Annotated in this window: 16 protein-coding genes and 1 tRNA gene; 9 read left to right on the top strand and 8 right to left on the bottom strand. The window is 55.6% G+C overall.

All coding sequences use genetic code 11. The features are described from left to right. Window positions 1-111: 111 nt before the first annotated feature. Window positions 112-708 (top strand): TetR/AcrR family transcriptional regulator, encoded by a 597-nt coding sequence (locus B5F76_RS08550; RefSeq protein ID WP_239407002.1) that lies wholly within the window; start codon window positions 112-114, stop codon window positions 706-708. 77 nt (window positions 709-785) lie between these two features. Further along, the gene (locus B5F76_RS08545; RefSeq protein ID WP_087353305.1) at window positions 786-1,667 is read left to right on the top strand and encodes an arginase family protein; all 882 of its coding nucleotides are present in this window, start codon (window positions 786-788) and stop codon (window positions 1,665-1,667) included. 69 nt (window positions 1,668-1,736) lie between these two features. Here the strand turns inward: B5F76_RS08545 and rnc are convergent, their stop codons facing one another. Further along, window positions 1,737-2,465 (bottom strand): ribonuclease III, encoded by a 729-nt coding sequence (gene rnc / locus B5F76_RS08540; RefSeq protein WP_087353302.1) that lies wholly within the window; start codon window positions 2,463-2,465, stop codon window positions 1,737-1,739. A gap of 316 nt (window positions 2,466-2,781) precedes the next feature. On the opposite strand from rnc, the gene B5F76_RS08535 reads away from it, so the two are divergent. From B5F76_RS08535 to B5F76_RS08525, 3 genes are all read left to right on the top strand, one after another. After that, complete coding sequence (locus B5F76_RS08535) at window positions 2,782-3,120, top strand: hypothetical protein (RefSeq protein ID WP_087353300.1); 339 nt, start codon at window positions 2,782-2,784, stop codon at window positions 3,118-3,120. A gap of 73 nt (window positions 3,121-3,193) precedes the next feature. Then, entirely contained in the window at window positions 3,194-5,779 is a 2,586-nt protein-coding gene (locus B5F76_RS08530) for a TIGR03960 family B12-binding radical SAM protein (protein WP_087353297.1), read from the top strand. A gap of 66 nt (window positions 5,780-5,845) precedes the next feature. Further along, entirely contained in the window at window positions 5,846-6,160 is a 315-nt protein-coding gene (locus tag B5F76_RS08525) for a hypothetical protein (protein ID WP_144268436.1), read from the top strand. Here B5F76_RS08525 and cfa read toward each other — a convergent pair. After that, window positions 6,142-7,257: a cyclopropane fatty acyl phospholipid synthase gene (gene cfa, locus B5F76_RS08520; RefSeq protein WP_087353293.1), complete on the bottom strand. Its 1,116-nt coding sequence runs from the start codon at window positions 7,255-7,257 to the stop codon at window positions 6,142-6,144. The two genes, B5F76_RS08525 and cfa, sit on opposite strands and share 19 nt — an antisense overlap. 545 nt (window positions 7,258-7,802) lie before the next feature. On the opposite strand from cfa, the gene B5F76_RS08515 reads away from it, so the two are divergent. Together B5F76_RS08515 and B5F76_RS08510 are read left to right on the top strand one after the other, a co-directional pair. After that, a tRNA-Lys gene (locus tag B5F76_RS08515) sits at window positions 7,803-7,878 on the top strand. A gap of 192 nt (window positions 7,879-8,070) precedes the next feature. Next, the gene (locus B5F76_RS08510) at window positions 8,071-10,062 is read left to right on the top strand and encodes a protein-disulfide reductase DsbD family protein (RefSeq protein ID WP_087353291.1); all 1,992 of its coding nucleotides are present in this window, start codon (window positions 8,071-8,073) and stop codon (window positions 10,060-10,062) included. A 99-nt stretch (window positions 10,063-10,161) separates the two neighbouring features. Here the strand turns inward: B5F76_RS08510 and hslU are convergent, their stop codons facing one another. Continuing rightward, window positions 10,162-11,478, bottom strand: a complete 1,317-nt coding sequence (hslU, locus tag B5F76_RS08505) for an ATP-dependent protease ATPase subunit HslU (RefSeq protein ID WP_087353289.1) — start codon at window positions 11,476-11,478, stop codon at window positions 10,162-10,164. A 308-nt stretch (window positions 11,479-11,786) separates the two neighbouring features. Between hslU and B5F76_RS08500 the strand changes: the two genes are divergently transcribed. Continuing rightward, window positions 11,787-12,392, top strand: coding sequence for an SGNH/GDSL hydrolase family protein (locus tag B5F76_RS08500; RefSeq protein ID WP_162608774.1), 606 nt, complete (start codon window positions 11,787-11,789; stop codon window positions 12,390-12,392). A gap of 50 nt (window positions 12,393-12,442) precedes the next feature. Next, on the top strand, window positions 12,443-13,597 hold the full coding sequence (locus B5F76_RS08495) for an aldo/keto reductase (protein ID WP_087353286.1): 1,155 nt from the start codon (window positions 12,443-12,445) through the stop codon (window positions 13,595-13,597). Window positions 13,598-13,822: 225 nt separating this feature from the next. Here B5F76_RS08495 and B5F76_RS08490 read toward each other — a convergent pair whose 3' ends face one another. The 5 genes from B5F76_RS08490 to B5F76_RS15470 form a co-directional block, all read right to left on the bottom strand. After that, entirely contained in the window at window positions 13,823-14,050 is a 228-nt protein-coding gene (locus tag B5F76_RS08490) for a hypothetical protein (RefSeq protein WP_087353284.1), read from the bottom strand. A gap of 577 nt (window positions 14,051-14,627) precedes the next feature. Beyond that, window positions 14,628-15,104, bottom strand: a complete 477-nt coding sequence (locus B5F76_RS08485; RefSeq protein ID WP_162608773.1) for an Hsp20/alpha crystallin family protein — start codon at window positions 15,102-15,104, stop codon at window positions 14,628-14,630. Window positions 15,105-15,669: 565 nt separating this feature from the next. Next, window positions 15,670-16,719: a uroporphyrinogen decarboxylase family protein gene (locus B5F76_RS08480; protein ID WP_087353280.1), complete on the bottom strand. Its 1,050-nt coding sequence runs from the start codon at window positions 16,717-16,719 to the stop codon at window positions 15,670-15,672. A gap of 92 nt (window positions 16,720-16,811) precedes the next feature. Beyond that, complete coding sequence (locus B5F76_RS15475; RefSeq protein WP_204218356.1) at window positions 16,812-17,627, bottom strand: MFS transporter; 816 nt, start codon at window positions 17,625-17,627, stop codon at window positions 16,812-16,814. Further along, window positions 17,615-18,064, bottom strand: coding sequence for an MFS transporter (locus tag B5F76_RS15470; RefSeq protein WP_204218354.1), 450 nt, complete (start codon window positions 18,062-18,064; stop codon window positions 17,615-17,617). The genes B5F76_RS15475 and B5F76_RS15470 overlap by 13 nt, the downstream gene beginning before the upstream one ends. Window positions 18,065-18,323: the final 259 nt, after the last annotated feature.

The raw sequence follows: 18,323 nt of genomic DNA, 5'->3' as shown, positions 1-18,323 counted from the left end.
GGACAGATGGAATCTTTGCCTCACACAGACAAATTTCCTGTTCGTGCCTCTTGACCTTAGACCAATTGGTCTTTAATGAATGAATATTCATTCACATCAAGGAGGGAGCGCATGGAGCGCAGCGCGCAAAAATCCGCCACCAGGGAGCGACTGCTTGTTGCCGCCGCAGGCTGCTTTGCCAAAAAGGGCTACGCCAGCTGCACTGTGGCGGACATAGCCAGGGCCGCCGGTCTTGCCCAGGGAGCCATGTATGTGCACTTCAAGAACAAGGAAGAACTCTTCATGGAGATGATTGCCCGCGAGCACGCGCAGGGAGCCCAAAAGGCCAGGCAGGCGCTGGATACATCAGGGCACCTGGCCGGCATCCTTGCCATCATGGAGAGCTGTGTGCGCGATGTGGGCTACCCCGTGGATCACGGGCTTTGGACCGAAATCCTGGCCGTGGCTGCCAGGGACGAGCGGGTGCGCGCTTCCTTCAGGCAAAGCGACAGGCTCATGCGCGAGGTCTTTGCCCGCCTGCTCGCGTCAGCTGCCGAGGCTGGCGAAATCGATCCCGACCTTGATTTCGAAGCCGTGTCCTGTTGGCTCTATGCCCTTGTGGACGGGCTCATTGCAAGGACTGCCATCGATCCCGACTTTGATATGGAAAGGCACAGCGCGCTTTTCAGACGCCTTGTGCGCCAGGCCCTGCAACCTGTTCGGGACTAGCAGGACTTGCCTTTCCCAAAAAAAACTTTCGACAGCCTCCGGGGACAATTCCTGGGCCCAAATTTCAGGAGAATATCATGACAAGACCCAAAACCGTGCGCCTTCTTTTTCCACAGTGGCAGGGCGGCTACGACGAGACCCCCTACCCTGGCCAGATCTACGCCTTCGGCTCGCACCTCATGTCCTTTCTTGCCCCCCAAAACGACGATCCCGTCATCGAGGTTCCCGTGCCGGCCTGGCACGAGGGCATTGAGGCACCCAAGGAGGGAGGCGTCTTCTACCGCTCTGTCATCATGAAGCAGATAGAAGCTGCCACAGCCATTCTCGAGGAGAGGCAGCCAGAGCGCGTCATTACCTTTGGCGGAGACTGCCTTGTGAGTCAGGCGCCCTTTGCCTACCTTGCAAAACGCTATGGAGACAACCTTGGTGTCCTGTGGATTGATGCCCATCCGGACATCACGACACCCGCAGACTTCGATCACTCCCACGCCATGGTTCTCGGCAACCTTCTTGGCGGCGGCGAGCCTGCCATGGCGGGAATGGTGGAGAGAAAACTTCTTCCCTCCCAGGTCCTCTATGCCGGCGTAGACAACGTCTTCTCCCACGAACGCAAGACCATGGACGAGATGGGACTATGCGCCATCCCGAGTGCGTCCGTCAAAAAGGACAGCACTGATGTGCTTGACTGGATCGAGCGCAACCACTTTGAGCACATTGCCATCCATCTGGATCTCGATGTGCTCGATCCCGCCTTCTTCAAATCCCTGCTCTTCACCAATCCGGACGTACCCAACCCCATAGAGTCCGAGCACGGCAAGCTGAGACTCTCCCACGTGGCGCGCCTTCTGGCAGACGTGGAAAAGGCGGCAAACGTCGTAGGCATGAGTTTTGCCGAATACATGCCCTGGGACGCACTCAATCTCAAAAAGATGCTCGCTGGCCTCAAATTCATGCGCTAGGCATGGCTCGCACGATCAAAAAAAGGGGGCAGTTTCCCTGTCCCCCAAAACAAAAGCCTTTCCTGTGTATCAGGAGCCCTGCCCGTCCAGAGCCTCCAGCGCCATGGCTGCAGCGGCCTGTTCGGCCTTCTTGCAGCTTGTCCCCTCTGCCGTGAAGCAGCGCCCATCGGGCAGGCGCACCTCCATGGTGAAAAGTCGCGCGTGGCTCGGGCCTGTCACGGAAACTTGCGAATACACAGGCCTGTCCCCGGCAAAGAGATGCTGCACGCGTTCCTGCAGGCAGGTCTTGTGGTCCTGCTCCTTCTTGCCCTCGTGCGGATCCTCTGGCCAGATCCTGCTGAAGACAGTGGCTACCGAGTGCTGTGCTGCCGCATATCCCCCGTCCTCGTAGACGGCTGCAAGGACTGCCTCGAAAACGTCGCTCAAAACGCTGTCTCGCTTGCGTCCTCCCTGGCTCTCCTCGCCCCTGCCAAGGAAAAGCATCTTGTCCAGACCAATCTCCCTTGCCCTGCAGGCAAAGCTTGTGGTGTTCACAAGGCTTGAGCGAAGTCTGGTCAGATCCCCTTCCCTGGTATTGGGAAAGCGCTTGTACAGTTCCCAGGACACGCACAGCTCAAGTACCGCGTCGCCAAGAAACTCCTGCCTCTCGTTGTGGGCGGATTCGAGGCCGTATTCGTTGGCGTAGGAGGAGTGCGTGAGAGCCCGCAGCAAAAGACCCCTGTTGACAAAATGGTAGTCCAGGGTCTTTTCCAGTTTGAGAACGTCGTCTTCATTGAGTTGGCAGGGGGATGTTTTCATACAGATTCCGGGAAAAATTTTGGCAGGGACAGGGTCTTGTTCCAAGGCTAGGCTTCACCATACCCTATTTGGGCGCAAAAGCAAGACGCGTTGGCGTTTTTCATGCGTTGCCAACTCTTCCCGAAATTTCCCTTCTCAAAGGTTCCCTTTGGCATGCCCCCAGGCCGAAGGGAACTTTTTTTTGCTTGACAAGGACGGCTGCTTGCTACTAGGCATCTTCTTCCCTGCAGCCCCCTTTGGCCGCAGCCAATCTTTTATGCTACCCATTTATGCCACCCATGGGGCGTGTCCCCAATATCCATACAAGGAGAGAAAAATGGCAGCCTTTGACATCAAGATGGTCAAGCTTGTTTCCGGCGAGATTGTTCTCGGCAAGTACAATGCCGAAAAGGACATGCTCGAAAATGTCGTGCAGCTGCAGAACGTGCCCACCCAGCAGGGCATGCAGATGCTGCTTGCTCCCTACGGCTTTCCCTTCGAGAACACCTTCGACGCCTGCATCGAGGGTCGCTTCATCCTCTACCGCTTTGCCGAGACAGCCAAGGAGCTGCAGGACAAGTACATCGAGGTGACCACCAACCTCTCCGTGAGCTCCAACCTCGGAAAGATCCACTTCGGCGGATCCACCACCTCCGGTTCCGGACTCATCCACTAGGCAAAAAGACAGTCTGAGGGGCCTTCTGCCCCTTTTTTTTTCCTAAGCAGACAAGGACAACCCCTCTGCCCCTATGCGCGAACTTCTTCCCCTCCTGACACAGCCAAGCCGCTATCTCGGCATCGAACAGGGCTCGGTCCACAAGGATCCGGCCACTGTCAGCCTGCGCTGTGCGCTCTGCTTTCCGGATCTTTACGAGGTGGGCATGTCCCACCTAGGCCAGAAGATTCTCTACGGCATCGTCAACGACCACCCCTCCTGGTGGGCCGAGAGGGTCTACGAGCCGGACGCGGCAGCCTGCCAAATCCTGCGCGATACAGGAACCCTTCTCGCGACCCTGGAGTCCGACACGCCCCTGGCGGAAATGGACTTTATCGGTTTTTCCATCACCCACGAGCTGTGCTATACGGACGTGCTCAACATCCTGGATCTTGGCGGCATTCCCCTGCGTACCAAGGATCGCCCAGAGGATCTTGGCGCCTGTCCGCTCGTGAGCGCAGGCGGCGGTGCTGCCTTGAGCGCAGAGCCCATGGCACCCTTCCTGGACTGCGTGGTCCTTGGCGACGGGGAGGAGACGCTGGTCGAGCTGCTCGAAGCCCTTGAGAAGGCCAGGGAGAAGGGCACGCCCCGCTCTGTCTTTTTGCGCGAGGTCTGTCACATCCCCGGCGTCTACGTGCCCTCGCTCTTCAGTGAAACAGAAGACGGCAGGCTTGTTGCGCAGGACAAGGACATACCCACGCCAAGGCGTCGCATCGTGGCAGACCTTGAGAAAACCTTTTCCCCCACAAGCCAGGTTGTGCCGCTGGCAACCGTGCACAACCGTCTTTCATTGGAAATAGCCAGGGGCTGCACCAGGGGATGTCGCTTCTGCAACGCGGGCTTTGTCTACAGGCCCTCCCGCGAGCGTTCGGTAGAGACAGTGAGCGGCATCTTGTCCGACTGTCTCAAAAACACGGGCTTTGACGAGATAAGCTTTCTTGCCTTGAGCGCCGGCGACTACTCGGCCCTGAAGCACCTGTGCCTTGATACCCTGGATCGCTGCGCAAAAGAGCAGATCGCCCTCTCCCTGCCTTCCCTGCGCGTGGGCTCCATTGACGACGACATCATGGACAGGATGTCCAGACTGCGGCGCACGGGTGTTACCCTGGCTCCTGAAGCAGGCAGCCAGCGGCTTCGCGACGTCATCAACAAGGGTGTGACAGAGGAGCAGCTCATCACCCACGTGCAAAAGCTCATTGAGTACGGCTGGCGCCAGGTCAAGCTCTACTTCATGATAGGCCTTCCCACGGAAACAGACGAGGATCTTCTGGCCATTGTGGATCTGTGCCGCAAGGTGCGCTACGCGGGCGGCCCGGGTGCTCCAAAGCTCGCTGTCACGGCAGCACTCTCGCCCTTTGTGCCAAAGCCCTTCACGCCCTTCCAGTGGGAGGATCAGATCTCGCTTGCCGAGATAGACAGGCGCGTGCACATTGTCCTTTCGGAATTCAAGAAGATCCGCGGCCTCACCCTGCGCTGGCACGAACCCAAGGTGAGCCATCTCGAAGGCATACTCTCCCGCGCAGGCCGCGAGATGGCGGACGTGGTGGAATCTGCCTTCAGAAAGGGCGCCATCCTCACTGGCTGGAAGGAGCACTTCCGCCTTGAGCCCTGGCTTTGTGCCCTTGCGGAACAGGGTCTTGATCCCGAACGCTGCACGAAAGGACAGGCGCCTGGATCTCCCCTCCCCTGGTCCCACATCGAGGCAGGCGTCACAGAGGAATTTCTTTTGCGCGAGCTTGAGAAGGCCAAAAACGCGAAGGTCACCGCGGACTGTCGCTACAACCCTTGCAGCATGTGCGGGGCCTGCGACAAGGGCAAGCGCCAAAGCGGGCTTGCCAGAACCGAGGGGCAGGAGGTGAAAAACCGCCTTGTCTATTCCGAGCGCGACCAGGTGCCCAACAATCCTGCGCGCGACGAGAATGGACGCCTCATACTGCGCGATATCAAGCCGGAGCCCCCGAAGCTGGACCCGTCCCTTGTGGTGCGGGCCGTGAGCCTGCGCGTGTGGCACACAAAGCTCCAGAACTCCGCCTTCCTCTCCCAGCTCGAACTGCAGGCTGTCCTTGACCGGGCTTTACGCAGGGCGGACATTCCCATGGCCTTTTCCCAGGGCTTTCATCCGCTGCCCCTCATAAGCTTTGGCAGGGCCCTGCCCGTCGGCATGGAAAGCATGTGCGAATGGTTTTCCGTCACCTTGCGGGAGCGCATGGACGAGAAGGACTTTTGCGCACGCATGAACGCCTGTCTTCCCAGAGGCATGAATGTCTGGAAGGTGGAGGAAGTGGCCTTCAGGGACAAGGCAAAGATCGCCCTGGAAGAGGAATTTTCCGTCCGTGTCCTGGAACTGGATCCCGAAAAGGTGGCAAAGGCCTTTTCCGACTTCATGGCAAGGGAGAGTTTCCCCTTTGCCCGCGAGACAAAGAAGGGCGAAAGGGTCACGGATGTGCGCAGACTTGTCACAAGTGTCGAGACCCTGGCAGGGGAAACGAGCCTGCGCTGCTCATGGAAGGACGAGTACCTCTCCCCCTTCCACATCTGCCAGGCAGTTCTTGGTCCCCTTGTGGACACAAAACCCCTGACCCATCTTCTGCGCATTGTGAAAAAGGCCCAGTACCTCTAGGGCCAGGAGCACGCGTCCGGCACCCGGATGCTGACAAAAGCCGCCACGGCAAAGGACTATTTTCCAATGGATATTATGACCTTCCTCACCAGCCCAGCCCCTTCGGACAACAGGGATGCGGACGAATTTTCCCAGAGCCTGCAGACCATGCCCACGGAAGAGATCCTCAACGTGTGGGCAAGCTCCCAGGCCCTGTCCATGACCCTGCAGAAGACCTTTCTGCCTGCGGCAAAGCTCCACTCCGCGACCGAGGATCTGATCATCCTGGAACTTGTGCGCCGCCAGCTTCAGGGGAGTCAGCACAAGCCCCGTCCTGTGGCTGCCATGGAGCGCGATGCCCTGGCAGACAAGCCCAGGGAACTTCAGCGCACGGAACGGTAGCCTCCGGGAACACCCCTGGGGCTCAGGACCAGCTGCCAGAGCTGTATGTCCCTTGTCCTGAAGGCTGCTGCACAGCTCAAGAGGTAGTAGCGATACATGCGCCGTACCTCTTCCTCGCAGGCAAAGCTCCCTTCGGCAAGGCCCTTCTCGAAGCGCTCGTACCAGGCCATGAGGGTCTTGTCGTAGTCCGCACCAAAGTTTTCCCAATCCTCCAGCACAAAGGTTCCCTCTATGGCTCTTGTGACAGACACCGGCGAGGGCAGCATGCCGTTTGGAAAAATATATTTGTCAAACCAGGGATCCACACCAGCCTTCTGGTGATTGGCCCCTATGGTGTGCAAAAGGAAAAGGCCCGTGTCCTCCAGAAGGTCATGGGCTTTTTGCATGTAGGTTGCGTAGTTTCTTGCGCCCACGTGCTCGAACATGCCCACTGAGACTATGCGGTCGAACCTGCCTGTCAGGTTCCGGTAGTCGTCGCAAATCCACCGTACCCTGCCCTGCGTATCCTTTTCCTTTGCGTAGCGTATCTGCTCGCTGGCAATGCTTATGCCCGTCACCTCCACCTCAAAGTGCGAGCTTATGTAACGGGCAAGGCCGCCCCAGCCACAGCCAATGTCCAGCACGCGCATGCCCCTTTCAAGATGCAGCTTGCGACAAATGAGGTCCATCTTGGCTTCCTGGGCCTCGTCGAGGGTGCGCGCGTTTTTCCAGTAGCCACAGCTGTAGTTCATGGTAGGGCCAAGCATGCTGGCAAAGAGCGCGTTGTCCATATTGTAGTGCTTTCTTGCCACCTCCACGGACCTTGTCTTCGACTGCATGTTGAAGACGTGCTGGCGCAGGGCAATGAAGAGCACAGGCAGGGAATGCGAGAGCCTGCGCTCGATATGCGCACGGATGGCCTTGCAGAACATGACGTCCAGAGCCTCGCAGTCCCACCAGCCTTCCATGTAGGCCTCGCCTGCGCCCAGAGTGCCGTCGCGGATCACCCTGTCGAACAAATCCTCGTTGTTGACAACCAGATCCCAGGGGCGTGTGCCGTTGACACGGATGTCAGCTTCTTCCAGTGCCCTGACAAGCAGATCTCTTGATTTGTGCATGTTTTTCCTCCCTGATACCTCAGATCCTTCGGCGGGGAAAAACAGGAAAACAAGCATTTTCCTGCGAAAAAAAAGGAGTGGAGCAGGCTCAAGCGCGAACATTCTGCAGCAGGTCTTTGTACTCATGCGCCGAACAGGATGGCTCTTGCCCCATACTAGATCCTGTGCAGGCCGTGTCAAGTGACAACTACTGAGTATCATTTTATATTTTCTGTAAGAAAAGCTCCTTTTTCCGGATGGATGCACATGGAGTATGGCAAAGCCTGCAAAATTGTCCGCAACTGTGCATCCCCTGGTTCCTTGTGCATATGTCGCTCTTCCGTTACCAGTGAGAAGGGCATGACAGACTCAGATACTGTCCTGCATGTCACGCAGCCTCCTCTCGCGCCAGATACAGCCTCTTGAGGACGAGCCTCTCACAAATTTTTATAAAAAAAAAGAACATTAACAACAATAACTTGCGTATTTTCTTTGCCTGATTGTCCAGATTTTGTAAAAAAAAGCTTGACGGACACGCCCTGAAACTATATGTTCTCTTTGTTCACGGGCCATTAGCTCAATTGGTAGAGCAGTTGACTCTTAATCAATTGGTTTGGAGTTCGAGTCTCCGATGGCCCACCATTCGAAAGCAATGCCCCTGCGTTTTTCGCGGGGGCTTTTTCTTTGCCCGCAAGGTGACAGGGAAAGGCAAGTCGGGTATGCTTGAGGGCACGTAAAAACAGTCTGGATATTTCTGTTTTCGCAAATCCCAACGCAGGCTTCTCACACAAAAACCGACTGCCGCCCGGGTTCGCCCGGGGAAGGGATTGCCACATGAGTTTTAGTACAGTCCACATATACCGCATATCCGGGAGGCAGCTCCCGCTTCTCCTTGCCTTTTTCTTCACCTTCCTTTCATTCCTTCTTTCCTCCTGCCCTGCCCTTTCTGCCCAGCCCAACGTCCATGCCCGCTTCTCCTTCGGAACGGACAAGGACGGCATTGTGGCTGCCCTTGGCATGAAAATCCCCCAGGGGACCCACGCCTACGCCAACGATCCGGGAGATGTGGGACGCCCGGCACAGCTCACCCTCATCCTCGACGAGGCGGGCGCAAGCGATGGCCCCCTGCCGGTCTACTACCCCAAGGGTGCCATACAGCGCGACTTCTTCGACAAGAACGCCAGCATCAACGTCTACGAGGGCGAGGTCTACTTCTTTGTCCCCTTGCCAAAAGAAAGCGCAGGCAAGCGCTTTTCCGCTTCCTTGAGCCTTCTTCTGTGTTCTTCCACCAGCTGCACACCCCTGGATCTGACGCTCAAGGGCAGGGTTCCCAAAAAACCCAGTTCTGCCGGCAAAGAGCCCTGGTTTGCCAGATGGCAGAAGCTTGCCCGCGAGGGAGCCCCAGTGGCCTCCGATCCCGGCATGGGCCAGTTTTCCATGGACATGGGGAGCATGGAAACCATGGGAACCATGGCGTCCGGAAGTGGCGTGACCCTTGTTGATCCGTCCACTCTCCCCCAGGCGGACGCGCAAGCAGCAAATCTTTCCGGACAAACCGAAGAAATGCGGGAAGCACCCCTGCCAGCCCCGGCAGGCTTCGACTTCGAGATAGAGCCTGTCTTTGCGGACACAAGCGTCGAGATTTACGGCCTTGGCAAGGCTCTTTTGCTCGGCATCCTGGCAGGCCTTCTGCTCAACGCCATGCCCTGTGTGCTGCCTGTGCTCACCTTCAAGGTGACAGGCCTGCTCATGGCCAACGCCCACGGCTCCGAGAGTGTCAGGCGCTTTCGCGAACACAACATCTTCTTTGCAGCTGGCATCCTCACCCTCTTCACCTTGCTTGGCATATTGTTCGGCGTGCTGGACATGATGTGGGGCCAGCTCTACCAGAGTCAGGAATTTCTCCTCGTCATGCTGGTCCTGGTCTTCCTCATGGGGCTTTCCATGCTGGGCGTTTTCACCCTGCCAGTCATAGACTTCAAGACACTTTCCAAAACCAGGAGCCCGCGCCTGCAGGCCTATCTCACCGGCCTTGTCTCCACCTTTCTTGCCACGCCCTGCTCAGGCCCCCTCCTTGGCGGCGTCTTGGGCTGGGCCTTCACCCAATCCCTGGGCGTCCTTGTCGTTGTCTTCTGGGCAGTTGGCATTGGCATGGCCCTGCCCTACATAGTCTTCAGCATCTGGCCCAATCTCGCAAAAATCCTGCCGCGTCCGGGCTCCTGGATGCTCATGTTCGAACACGTCCTGGGCTTTCTGCTTTTGGGAACAGCCCTCTACCTGCTCTCCATCCTGCCCGACGAAAAGCACATTCCAGTGCTCTTTGCCCTGCTTGTGACTGCGCTTGCCGCCTTTTTGTGGGATCAGGTCTGTGGCCTTGAGGCGCCCAAAATACGCAGGCGCATCGGAAGTGTCCTCTTTTTGCTGGTCATAGTCATGGCCTCTGCCTTTGCCCTGAACATGGAAAGAACACCCACCGTCTGGGCAGAGTTCCAACCGCAGGAGTTTGCGCAAAACCTCGGCAAAAGACCCATGGTAGTGGAATTCACAGCTGACTGGTGTCCCAACTGCAAGTTTGTGGAGGCTACGGTCTTCAGCGAGGATCGCCTAAAGCGCATGAAAAGGACCTACAACGTGGACTTTATCCGCGTGGATCTCACGGACGCCAATGCCCACGGCACAAAGCTTCTGGAAATGCTTGGCAGCCGCAGCATTCCGCTCACTGCCCTCTTCCCCGCAGGCCAAAACGCCACGCGGCCCACTGTCCTGCGCGACGTCTTCACCGGAGCAAGCTTCGACAAGGCCGCAAGGGAGACCTTCCAGCAGTAACCGGGCAGCCGCCCCCTCAAAACAAAGCTCAAACTGAAAAACGGGATGTGGAACAAAATCCACACCCCGTCTTTTCGCACAGGAATATTTTGTGCCAGGCTAAAGGATATACTGGCTCAGATCCTGATCCTCGCGCACATCGGTCAGATGCTCGCGCACGTAGTCTTTGTTCACCATGATCTGGGCTCCGGGCATTTCCGGAGCGTCAAAGCTGATGTCGGCAAGGACCTTTTCCATGATGGTGTAGAGCCTGCGGGCGCCGATGTCCTCAGTGGCAGTATTGATTTCCTCTGCAAAGGAGGCGATTTCCTCCAGGCCATCCTCGCTGAAGCTCAGGCGTACGCCTTCTGTGCCAAGCAGGGCCGAATACTGCTTTGTGAGGGCATTGGTAGGCTCCTGCAGGATACGCAAAAACTCGTTCTTGCCCAGGGGGTCGAGTTCCACGCGCAGGGGAAAGCGGCCCTGTAGTTCGGGAATGAGATCGCTTGGCTTGCTGAAATGGAAGGCGCCAGCAGCAATGAAGAGAATGTGATCCGTGTGCACGATGCCGTACTTGGTATTGACTGCACTGCCTTCCACTATGGGCAGAAGGTCACGCTGCACGCCCTCCCTGGAGACATCTGCGCCTCGCGACTGATTGGCGGAGGAAGCGATCTTGTCTATCTCGTCAATGAAGACAATGCCCAGCTGTTCTGCGCGCTTCTTGGCTTCCTCGACGATCTTGTCCTCGTCGAGAAGGCGCTGCGTCTCCTCCTGCTGCAGGATCTTGAAGGCGTCGCGCACCTTGACCTTGCGGCGGCTCTGCTTCGGGGGAAAGGCCCTGGAAAAGAGGCTCTTCATCTGGTTGCCGACCTGTTCCATGCCGGGTATGGCCATGATGTCCACGGATCCTGCCGGACGTTCGGTCACCTCAATCTCGATCTCGCGATCGTTCAAAACGCCCAGGCGGTACTGCTGGCGCAGCTTTTCCCTGGTGGACTGATGCTGGTCAGAGCCTGCGCTGTTGGGCAGAAGGCAGTCAAGGAGCCTGCTCTCGGCAGCTGCCTCGGCAGCTGCCTGTACGCGCTCCGTCTCCTCCTCGCGCACAAGGACTATGGCTATTTCCACAAGGTCGCGGATCATGGATTCCACGTCGCGGCCCACATAGCCCACTTCCGTAAACTTGGTAGCCTCGACCTTCACAAAGGGCGCAGAGCTCAGTTTGGCAAGGCGCCTTGCGATTTCAGTCTTGCCAACGCCAGTTGGGCCCATCATGATGATGTTCTTGGGCGCCACCTCGTCGCGCAGATCGTCCGGCAGCTGCTGGCGGCGCCAGCGGTTGCGTATGGCTACGGCCACCATGCGCTTGGCATTCGTCTGGCCTATGATATACTTGTCAAGTTCGGCAACGATTTCACTTGGTTTCATGGTGCTCATGTGATTTTCCCATATGCGGAATGTTTGCGGCACCCCCTTTTGGGGGGAGGATCGTCCGGCTCGGGACAGGGCCCTGACGCGGATCCAAAGGAATATAAGCACTTTCGGCAAGTAGGCAATGCCCAAGGACAGAACAGATTGCGTGTGGGCTACCCCACCAGAAGGAGGCCACAGCCACCTTCCCGATTTCTTCAATGAAAATCCCAAATTGACAAGGAGAGGGGACAGAACTAGAGAAAGGGCGCCAACACTGCAAGGGCCTGCGAAGGCTTGAAGCCTCCGAGTTTGCCCTGGCAAGGAGGAAAATCTTGGGACGCGAACACACAGATACCTGGTTCTTCTTTGGCGATTCCATCACCCTCGGGGTGAACGATAGCGAGCAGCCCGGAGGCTTTGTCTCCAGACTGGCACTTCTTGGCGCCCGTGAAGGCGCCTACGCCCTTCCCCCGGCCACATTCTACAACCTTGGCGCCCGCAGGCAGAAGCTCTCCCAGATAGAGGCCCGCTTCGAGCAGGAATACACTGCCCGCCTCATGCCTGGCATTCGCCCCCGCCTGGCCTTCTGTACAGGCACAGTGGACATCAAGGGCGGAGCAGGTGCTGCTCCCTTGAGCAATGACGTTCTGCGCCTTGTCACAAGGGCCAAAACCATCGCCCCCACACTCTTCATCTGCCCCTTCCCGGTTGCCGACGAAGAGGCAAACAGGACCCTGGAAGCCTTTGGGGCGCTTGCCTGTGAAGCCTGCAAAAGCGTCAATGTTCCCTGCATCAATCTCTTCCCGGATCTTGTGCAGGCGAGCTTTGTTGACCTTCTCACGGACGCTGTGCATCCGGGCCCAGAGGGTAATGCCCTCATTGCCCAGAAACTCTGGGAGAGGGAAGAGATGCAGGTCTTCCTCAGGGTCGAGGATTAGGCACAGGTACGCGACACTTTTTTTGAGCGAGCTCACAAGCTGGAGAGAGCATGCGATACAGAAGACTGGGCAAGACAGGCCTCATGGTCAGCGAAATCGGCCTTGGAGGCGAATGGCTTGAGCGCCACAACACGGAGGAAGTTCGGGCCGTCATCGACTGTTGCGAGGAACAGGGCATCAACATCCTGGATTGCTGGATGCCAGAGCCCAATGTGCGCAGCAACATAGGCAAGGCCATTGCAGGCAAGAGAAAGAAGTGGATCATCCAGGGGCACTTCGGCTCCACCTGGCAAAACGGCCAGTACGTGCGCACCCGCGGCATGGACAAGGTGAAGCCTGCTTTCGAAGATTTGCTCACCCGTCTCGGTACGGACTATATCGATCTCGGCATGCTCCACAACGTGGACGCTGTGGAGGACTACCAGAACCTCATGGACGGAGAGTTCCTTGCCTATGCCAAGGAGCAAAAGCGCCAGGGGTCTGTCCGCCATATCGGCATCAGCACCCACAATCCCACTATTGCCAAGATGGCGATCGCAAGCGGCGAAGTGGAAATAATCCTCTTCAGCATCAACCCGGCCTTTGATCTTCTGCCGCCAAGCGAGGACATCCTGGATGTACAGTTCAAGGACGACTACACAGGGGATCTGAAGGGCATGCACCCGGAGCGAGCAGAGCTCTACAGGCTCTGCGAACAGCAGGACATCGGTATCACGGTCATGAAGGGCTACGCTGGCGGGCGCCTCTTCTCCCCTGCCACTTCTCCCCTTGGCGTTGCACTCACACCTGTGCAGTGCCTGCACTACGCCCTGACCCGCCCTGCTGTCGCAAGCGTCCTTGTGGGCTACGATACGCCAGAGCACGTCATGGCAGCAGTTGCCTACGAGGAGGCCACGGACGAGGAGAAGAACTACGCAGACATTCTGGCGAACGCTCCCCGCCACGCCTATTTCGGTCAGTGCACCTACTGCGGCCACTGCGCACCCTGTCCCCAGGGTATCGATATCGCCATGGTGAACAAGCTCTACGACCTTGCCACCATGCAGGACACTGTTCCCCCATCTGTCACTGCCCACTACAATTCTCTGTCCGCAAGGGCGGAGGACTGCATTTCCTGTGGCAGCTGCGAGACACGCTGCCCCTTTGGCGTCCATGTTGTCGAGCGCATGGAAATGGTCAGGGAACTGAACATAGGTCAGGCATAGTCCGTTTCATTTTGCAAGGGCCAGAGGCACCATCTACAGGGCTCAATGTCTGTGATATCCACAACAAAGGCAAAGGGGCGGTGTAATCGAGGTTTCGATCACGCCGCCCCTTTGCTGATATTGGCCTCCCACGCCCGAGCATGGGAAGAAGTTGTCTCGGGCCATGGGCCCGTTTTTTTGTGTTCTTGTCGCCTGACTGCGGATGTGTGACAGCCAAAAGGACTTCTACTGGGATCCCTTGCGCCTTTCACAACGGATTTTTACATCCCGGAAGGGGCACATGCCGCGTTCTTCCACGGAAAGGGCAAATTCTCTCAGGAGTGCGTCCTGCTGTCTCTTGGCCTCGACACGACATTCCTGCAGGCTGCTTGCATCGATCTCCTGTTCGGCCTCAAGGGTACCGCCCTCGGTGAGAAAGAGGGTCAAAAGGAGGATATAGGAAGTTGCGCTCATGACCAAAAGCCTTCTGTGAAAAGTGTGTGCGAAACAGGGCACAACAGGGAATCGGACCCGGGAGAGGAACTGTTTCCGCGAAAAAGGCCCTTTTCCCGAAGCCTCAAATCAAATTCTAACGACCTGCCCGATTCTGTCAAGATATTTGTACCAAATTGTCGCAAAAAGAGAGCGCGCACAAGGCAGGCAAAGTGCCGATGTCTCGCCCTCGTGTCGATTTTTGGAGGCCGGACAGTGTTCGTACAAGCACAAGGATTGCCGATAGTACCCGTGGCACATGCTCTCAAGTCGTTCACTGTCAATACTTGGGCGTTATCATGGATAAAATACGCTCTTGTCATTTCCTTTGGCTTCCATTGGCTGGAGGATGGAATAAAAATACGAAGAAATGGCGGTGCAATGAACAATGGAACATCTGTCCCGGGCTGGGGCTTCCATGGTCAAGATATTTGTACCATTGTGAATATGGGATGCTCGCGGGGCCAGTGCAAAGCAAAAAGGGCCCCTGCTTCCCCCATTGGGGAGGCGGGAGCCCTCTCGTACAATATGTCCGAATCGGCGATCTATTGGACGGCGGCTAGTCTTTCTGCACCTCGATGCTTCTGACCTTGCCCTGTTCGGGTGCCTTGCGTGCGATTTCCAGGGTCAGCACGCCGTTTTTGGAAACAGCCTTGATGGAATCGCAATCCGCATCCTCGGGCAGGGTCACACGGCGCATGAAGGAGCCGTAGCGCCTTTCCTGCACATGGGTCTTGTCGTCTTCCTTCACCTCTTCCTTCTTTTCGCCGGAAATGGTGAGCTCGTTGGCATTGACCTCGATTTTCACATCCTCGGGAGCGACGCCGGGAAGCTCCACGGACATGGTGTAGGTCTTGTTATCGCTCTTGAAGTCGATCTGGGGCAAGAGGGCCATATCATCCCTGGCAGAAAAATCCGGCCAAGGTTCCCTTGCAAGGAATCCACCAAAGAGGCGGTCTATATCATCGTGCAGTCTGGAAATACCACGCATGCCAGCCAGCGTAGGGAACGTATTTGTTCTTTCAAACAGTGTCATAATTGTATCCTCCAAAAAGATTTGTCTGACAACAAAGCAGTTTTTGAAGGGATTGTTACATGGGGTATCAACTTCTCCATGTTTTCCTTCTTTCAAGAGCATAGATACAACACAATTCTATCTTGTACAGAGGGAGAAAACAATTTTTTCTGATTTTCTGCATGCCGCGACGCACGCAAAAGCCCTATCCATTGAGGGGCCGCGCCTCAAGGGAAAACTCCTCCTGCCCTGCGCACTCTGTTCTGGCGAGTCTCACAATCTTCTTTTGCTCCCAGAATTTCCCTGAGGACACGGGCTATCGTAGCGTCAGTCTCAACCAGGCAGCCTCTCTTCCAGCATGCGTCCCGGCATCCCCAACCAGCACAGGGCTAGATCAGAAAATTCCCCTTTCAGAATGACAAAGGCATCATTGCTCAAAAGGGCCCCTGCTTCTCCTTTGGAGAGACCGGAGCCCTTGAGCAAAGATGTCATTCGTCTCAAAGCATTTTGATGGCGGCCATACATCCTCTTGAATCTCGCATCAAGTGATGTTTGAGCATTCGTGTGAAAGAGTCCTTGGTGCGAGCTACAGTGAGACTGTTGCTTGTGGATGGAAGATGGGTTGATCAAAACGGGCGTCACGTGCCCGGCGCAGCTGGATAATATTATCGAGTGTCGAGTTGGGGCCAATTCCGCAACCAGGGCAAAGGAAATCAACGCCATTTTCCAAGGCAGCAGTAGATTCGGCATACACCTCTTCGGGAGTACCAGTGAAAAGGGTGGAGGCTGTTGCCACATTGCCAAAGACGGTAACACCCTTTGCATGGGCTATTTCCACGGCCTTTTTCATGTCTGCCTTTTCCTCAATACTGATACCGGTCACCCCGGTATCACACATCATGCCAATGATAGGATCCGTCTTGCCGCAGATATGCAGCACAATGGGAATGGGGGACTCATCCACAATACGCTTGATGCAGGGTGCTACAAAGCGCTGCCAGAACTTGGGGCTAAAGAGATCAGGACTGGTAGTAGGCTCTGCCATGGTGTAGTAATCTGCCCCATTTTCCGCTGCAAACTTCACAAAACGAACCAGAGTCTCGGTAGTCACCTGCAGAATCCTTTCCACAACATCCGGCTTTTTGATGGTGCAGCGCATGAGATTCACCACATCCATCAAGTTGGCTGCAGCAGTAAAGGGACCTTCCGAAGCACCATAGATGGCCAGCACGTCACTGTAGTCTTTGAGAATTCTGAATTGTTCCTTGTAGGCGGGCAAACGCCCCAGACTAAGCAGATTGTCTGGTACGTCGAGTTCGTCTACACTTTTTTCTGCATAGGGATGGGAAGTAATGACGTAAGGCGAGTCTTGCGCCATTGACTTCACCTCACAGCCTAGTACATGGCTGACTGCCGTGATATCCGATCCCATGGCCTTGATCCAGTCGAAGCCCCCCATGTAGTGACCTGCAAGAGCCATGAGAGCCAATGCCTTGGGATCTGTATCTACAGCTGGCCTTGTCACATTGCACCCTTTCATGAAGCAGACACAACCATACGTAGTGGTAGAGCCCACGGGGGTGATGTCGACTGATTTTCCCTGAAGCCGGTTCAGTACGCGTTCCTTGAGATTCATACAATCCTCCATTGTCTATGATGGTTGGAAGTTAAGCACCGCTGGTGTTGTTGAATCATTTGTCTGCATGTTGTGCGTGCAATGTAGAACGATCACTGTTTGATATCAGCCTTGTTCTCCACCGAGATGAAGGCACAGAAAGTTGCAATGAGCATACAGACAACGGCAAGCAGCCACAAGGTGCGGTATTCACCAAGATATTCCGATGCCACCTCGGTCTTCACTGTGAGGCCACCCACAGTTGTAAAGAGAGTACCACCAGCAAAGGGGAAAAGATTGAGTGCTGCTGTAGATGTACCTGCCATGGAGATAGGAAAGAGTTCCTTGATCTGCGCATAACAGACCACAAAAAAGCCGCCAAAAAAGCCGAAGCAAAAATTGATAGCAGCCTGCACACCCCAAGAAGCAAGATCGCCTGCCGTAAGCCAAATAACGGTCCATACTGCTGTATAGCAAACTGCACCAAAACAGATGACCTTTTTTCTGGAGCGCAAAACCTTATCAGAAAGATATCCTGCCAAAGGACATCCAAGAACCATGCCAACACCAACCAGGGTCAATAGCAGACCGAACTGTGTGCTGTCCCAACCGTAGACATTCCGATAATACATGCCAGCCTGCAAGGCCTGCCATAACATAATGGTGCCATAGGTGAAGAAGTACCACACGGCCAGCGGCCAAAATTTCCGGCCAGTTGTGAAGGTTCGCTTCAGGGCTTCAACCATGGGGACACTGCCAGAAGTAGATTCGGCCACAGGCTTATTTGTCTCCTCGGCCACAATACTCTCTATGCTTGGCAGCTGCATTTCACTGGGATGATTGCGGACCAGCAATCCTGCTGCCACGGCAACAGCAAAAGTCAGGATGGCAAGGACAATATAGGTATTCTGCAGTCCTATGCTTTGCACATGGCAACCATTGGGTAGGCTGCTGCGATACCTCCGACATTACCCACTAAAAGCAATATTCCGCTCAATGAGACAAATTCGTATTTGCGGTACCAGACTGCAATGATTTTCATTATGGGGATATAGACTACGGCTGCGCCGATGCCTATGACAAATTTTCCGGCTGTAAGTAGATTGATATCAGATACATAAGCAGCATAGGCGCTCAGGAGCGATCCCAAAACGATGACCCAGATAAATATAGTTGCCGCTTTTCTTGGTCCAAGAGTGTCTGTCAAAAGACCACTGGGAAGCTGCATGAGTGTATAGGAATAGAGGTAGGCAGCAGCTAACAGAGAAACCGCAGCAGAATCCACTCCAAAGAGTGTCTTGATTTCATCGGAAACAGCCCCACCTGTTGTTCGGTGAAAATAAACCAAAAAATATGCCAATGCCAATATAGAAAATATTACCCAACGATATGATAACACTTTTTTCTTTTGGAGAGTGTAATGTATCGGTTGGTGTCTTAAGATATTGAAATCTTTATTTTTGTAATGACCGTTGCGAGCTCTTTCCTGGAGAGCGAGAGAAAGGATAAAAAGCAGGTATCCATTCAGTCGTAGCCCTGTAAATTTGATCTAGCCCCTTTGAGCAACCCCTGATAAGATGGTACCCAATAGGTGGCTTCTTAAGGCTTGGGGGACTCATGGCATT

This window comes from Desulfovibrio sp. An276 (assembly GCF_002159665.1).
Classification (GTDB): domain Bacteria; phylum Desulfobacterota; class Desulfovibrionia; order Desulfovibrionales; family Desulfovibrionaceae; genus Desulfovibrio; species Desulfovibrio faecigallinarum.
The sequence above is the reverse complement of the archived record's forward strand: the minus strand, read 5'-3'. Positions and strand labels throughout refer to the sequence as shown.

What these genes read in the sequence shown, in the direction of transcription:
- B5F76_RS08510 (WP_087353291.1), top strand. Translation starts at nt 8,071, where the DNA reads ATGAGTTTTAGTACAGTCCACATATACCGCATATCCGGGAGGCAGCTC.
- B5F76_RS08535 (WP_087353300.1), top strand. Translation starts at nt 2,782, where the DNA reads ATGGCAGCCTTTGACATCAAGATGGTCAAGCTTGTTTCCGGCGAGATT.
- B5F76_RS08495 (WP_087353286.1), top strand. Translation starts at nt 12,443, where the DNA reads ATGCGATACAGAAGACTGGGCAAGACAGGCCTCATGGTCAGCGAAATC.
- B5F76_RS08530 (WP_087353297.1), top strand. Translation starts at nt 3,194, where the DNA reads ATGCGCGAACTTCTTCCCCTCCTGACACAGCCAAGCCGCTATCTCGGC.
- B5F76_RS08545 (WP_087353305.1), top strand. Translation starts at nt 786, where the DNA reads ATGACAAGACCCAAAACCGTGCGCCTTCTTTTTCCACAGTGGCAGGGC.
- hslU (WP_087353289.1), bottom strand. Translation starts at nt 11,478, where the DNA reads ATGAGCACCATGAAACCAAGTGAAATCGTTGCCGAACTTGACAAGTAT.
- B5F76_RS08485 (WP_162608773.1), bottom strand. Translation starts at nt 15,104, where the DNA reads ATGACACTGTTTGAAAGAACAAATACGTTCCCTACGCTGGCTGGCATG.
- B5F76_RS08550 (WP_239407002.1), top strand. Translation starts at nt 112, where the DNA reads ATGGAGCGCAGCGCGCAAAAATCCGCCACCAGGGAGCGACTGCTTGTT.
- B5F76_RS08490 (WP_087353284.1), bottom strand. Translation starts at nt 14,050, where the DNA reads ATGAGCGCAACTTCCTATATCCTCCTTTTGACCCTCTTTCTCACCGAG.
- cfa (WP_087353293.1), bottom strand. Translation starts at nt 7,257, where the DNA reads ATGCACAAATCAAGAGATCTGCTTGTCAGGGCACTGGAAGAAGCTGAC.
- rnc (WP_087353302.1), bottom strand. Translation starts at nt 2,465, where the DNA reads ATGAAAACATCCCCCTGCCAACTCAATGAAGACGACGTTCTCAAACTG.
- B5F76_RS08525 (WP_144268436.1), top strand. Translation starts at nt 5,846, where the DNA reads ATGGATATTATGACCTTCCTCACCAGCCCAGCCCCTTCGGACAACAGG.
- B5F76_RS08480 (WP_087353280.1), bottom strand. Translation starts at nt 16,719, where the DNA reads ATGAATCTCAAGGAACGCGTACTGAACCGGCTTCAGGGAAAATCAGTC.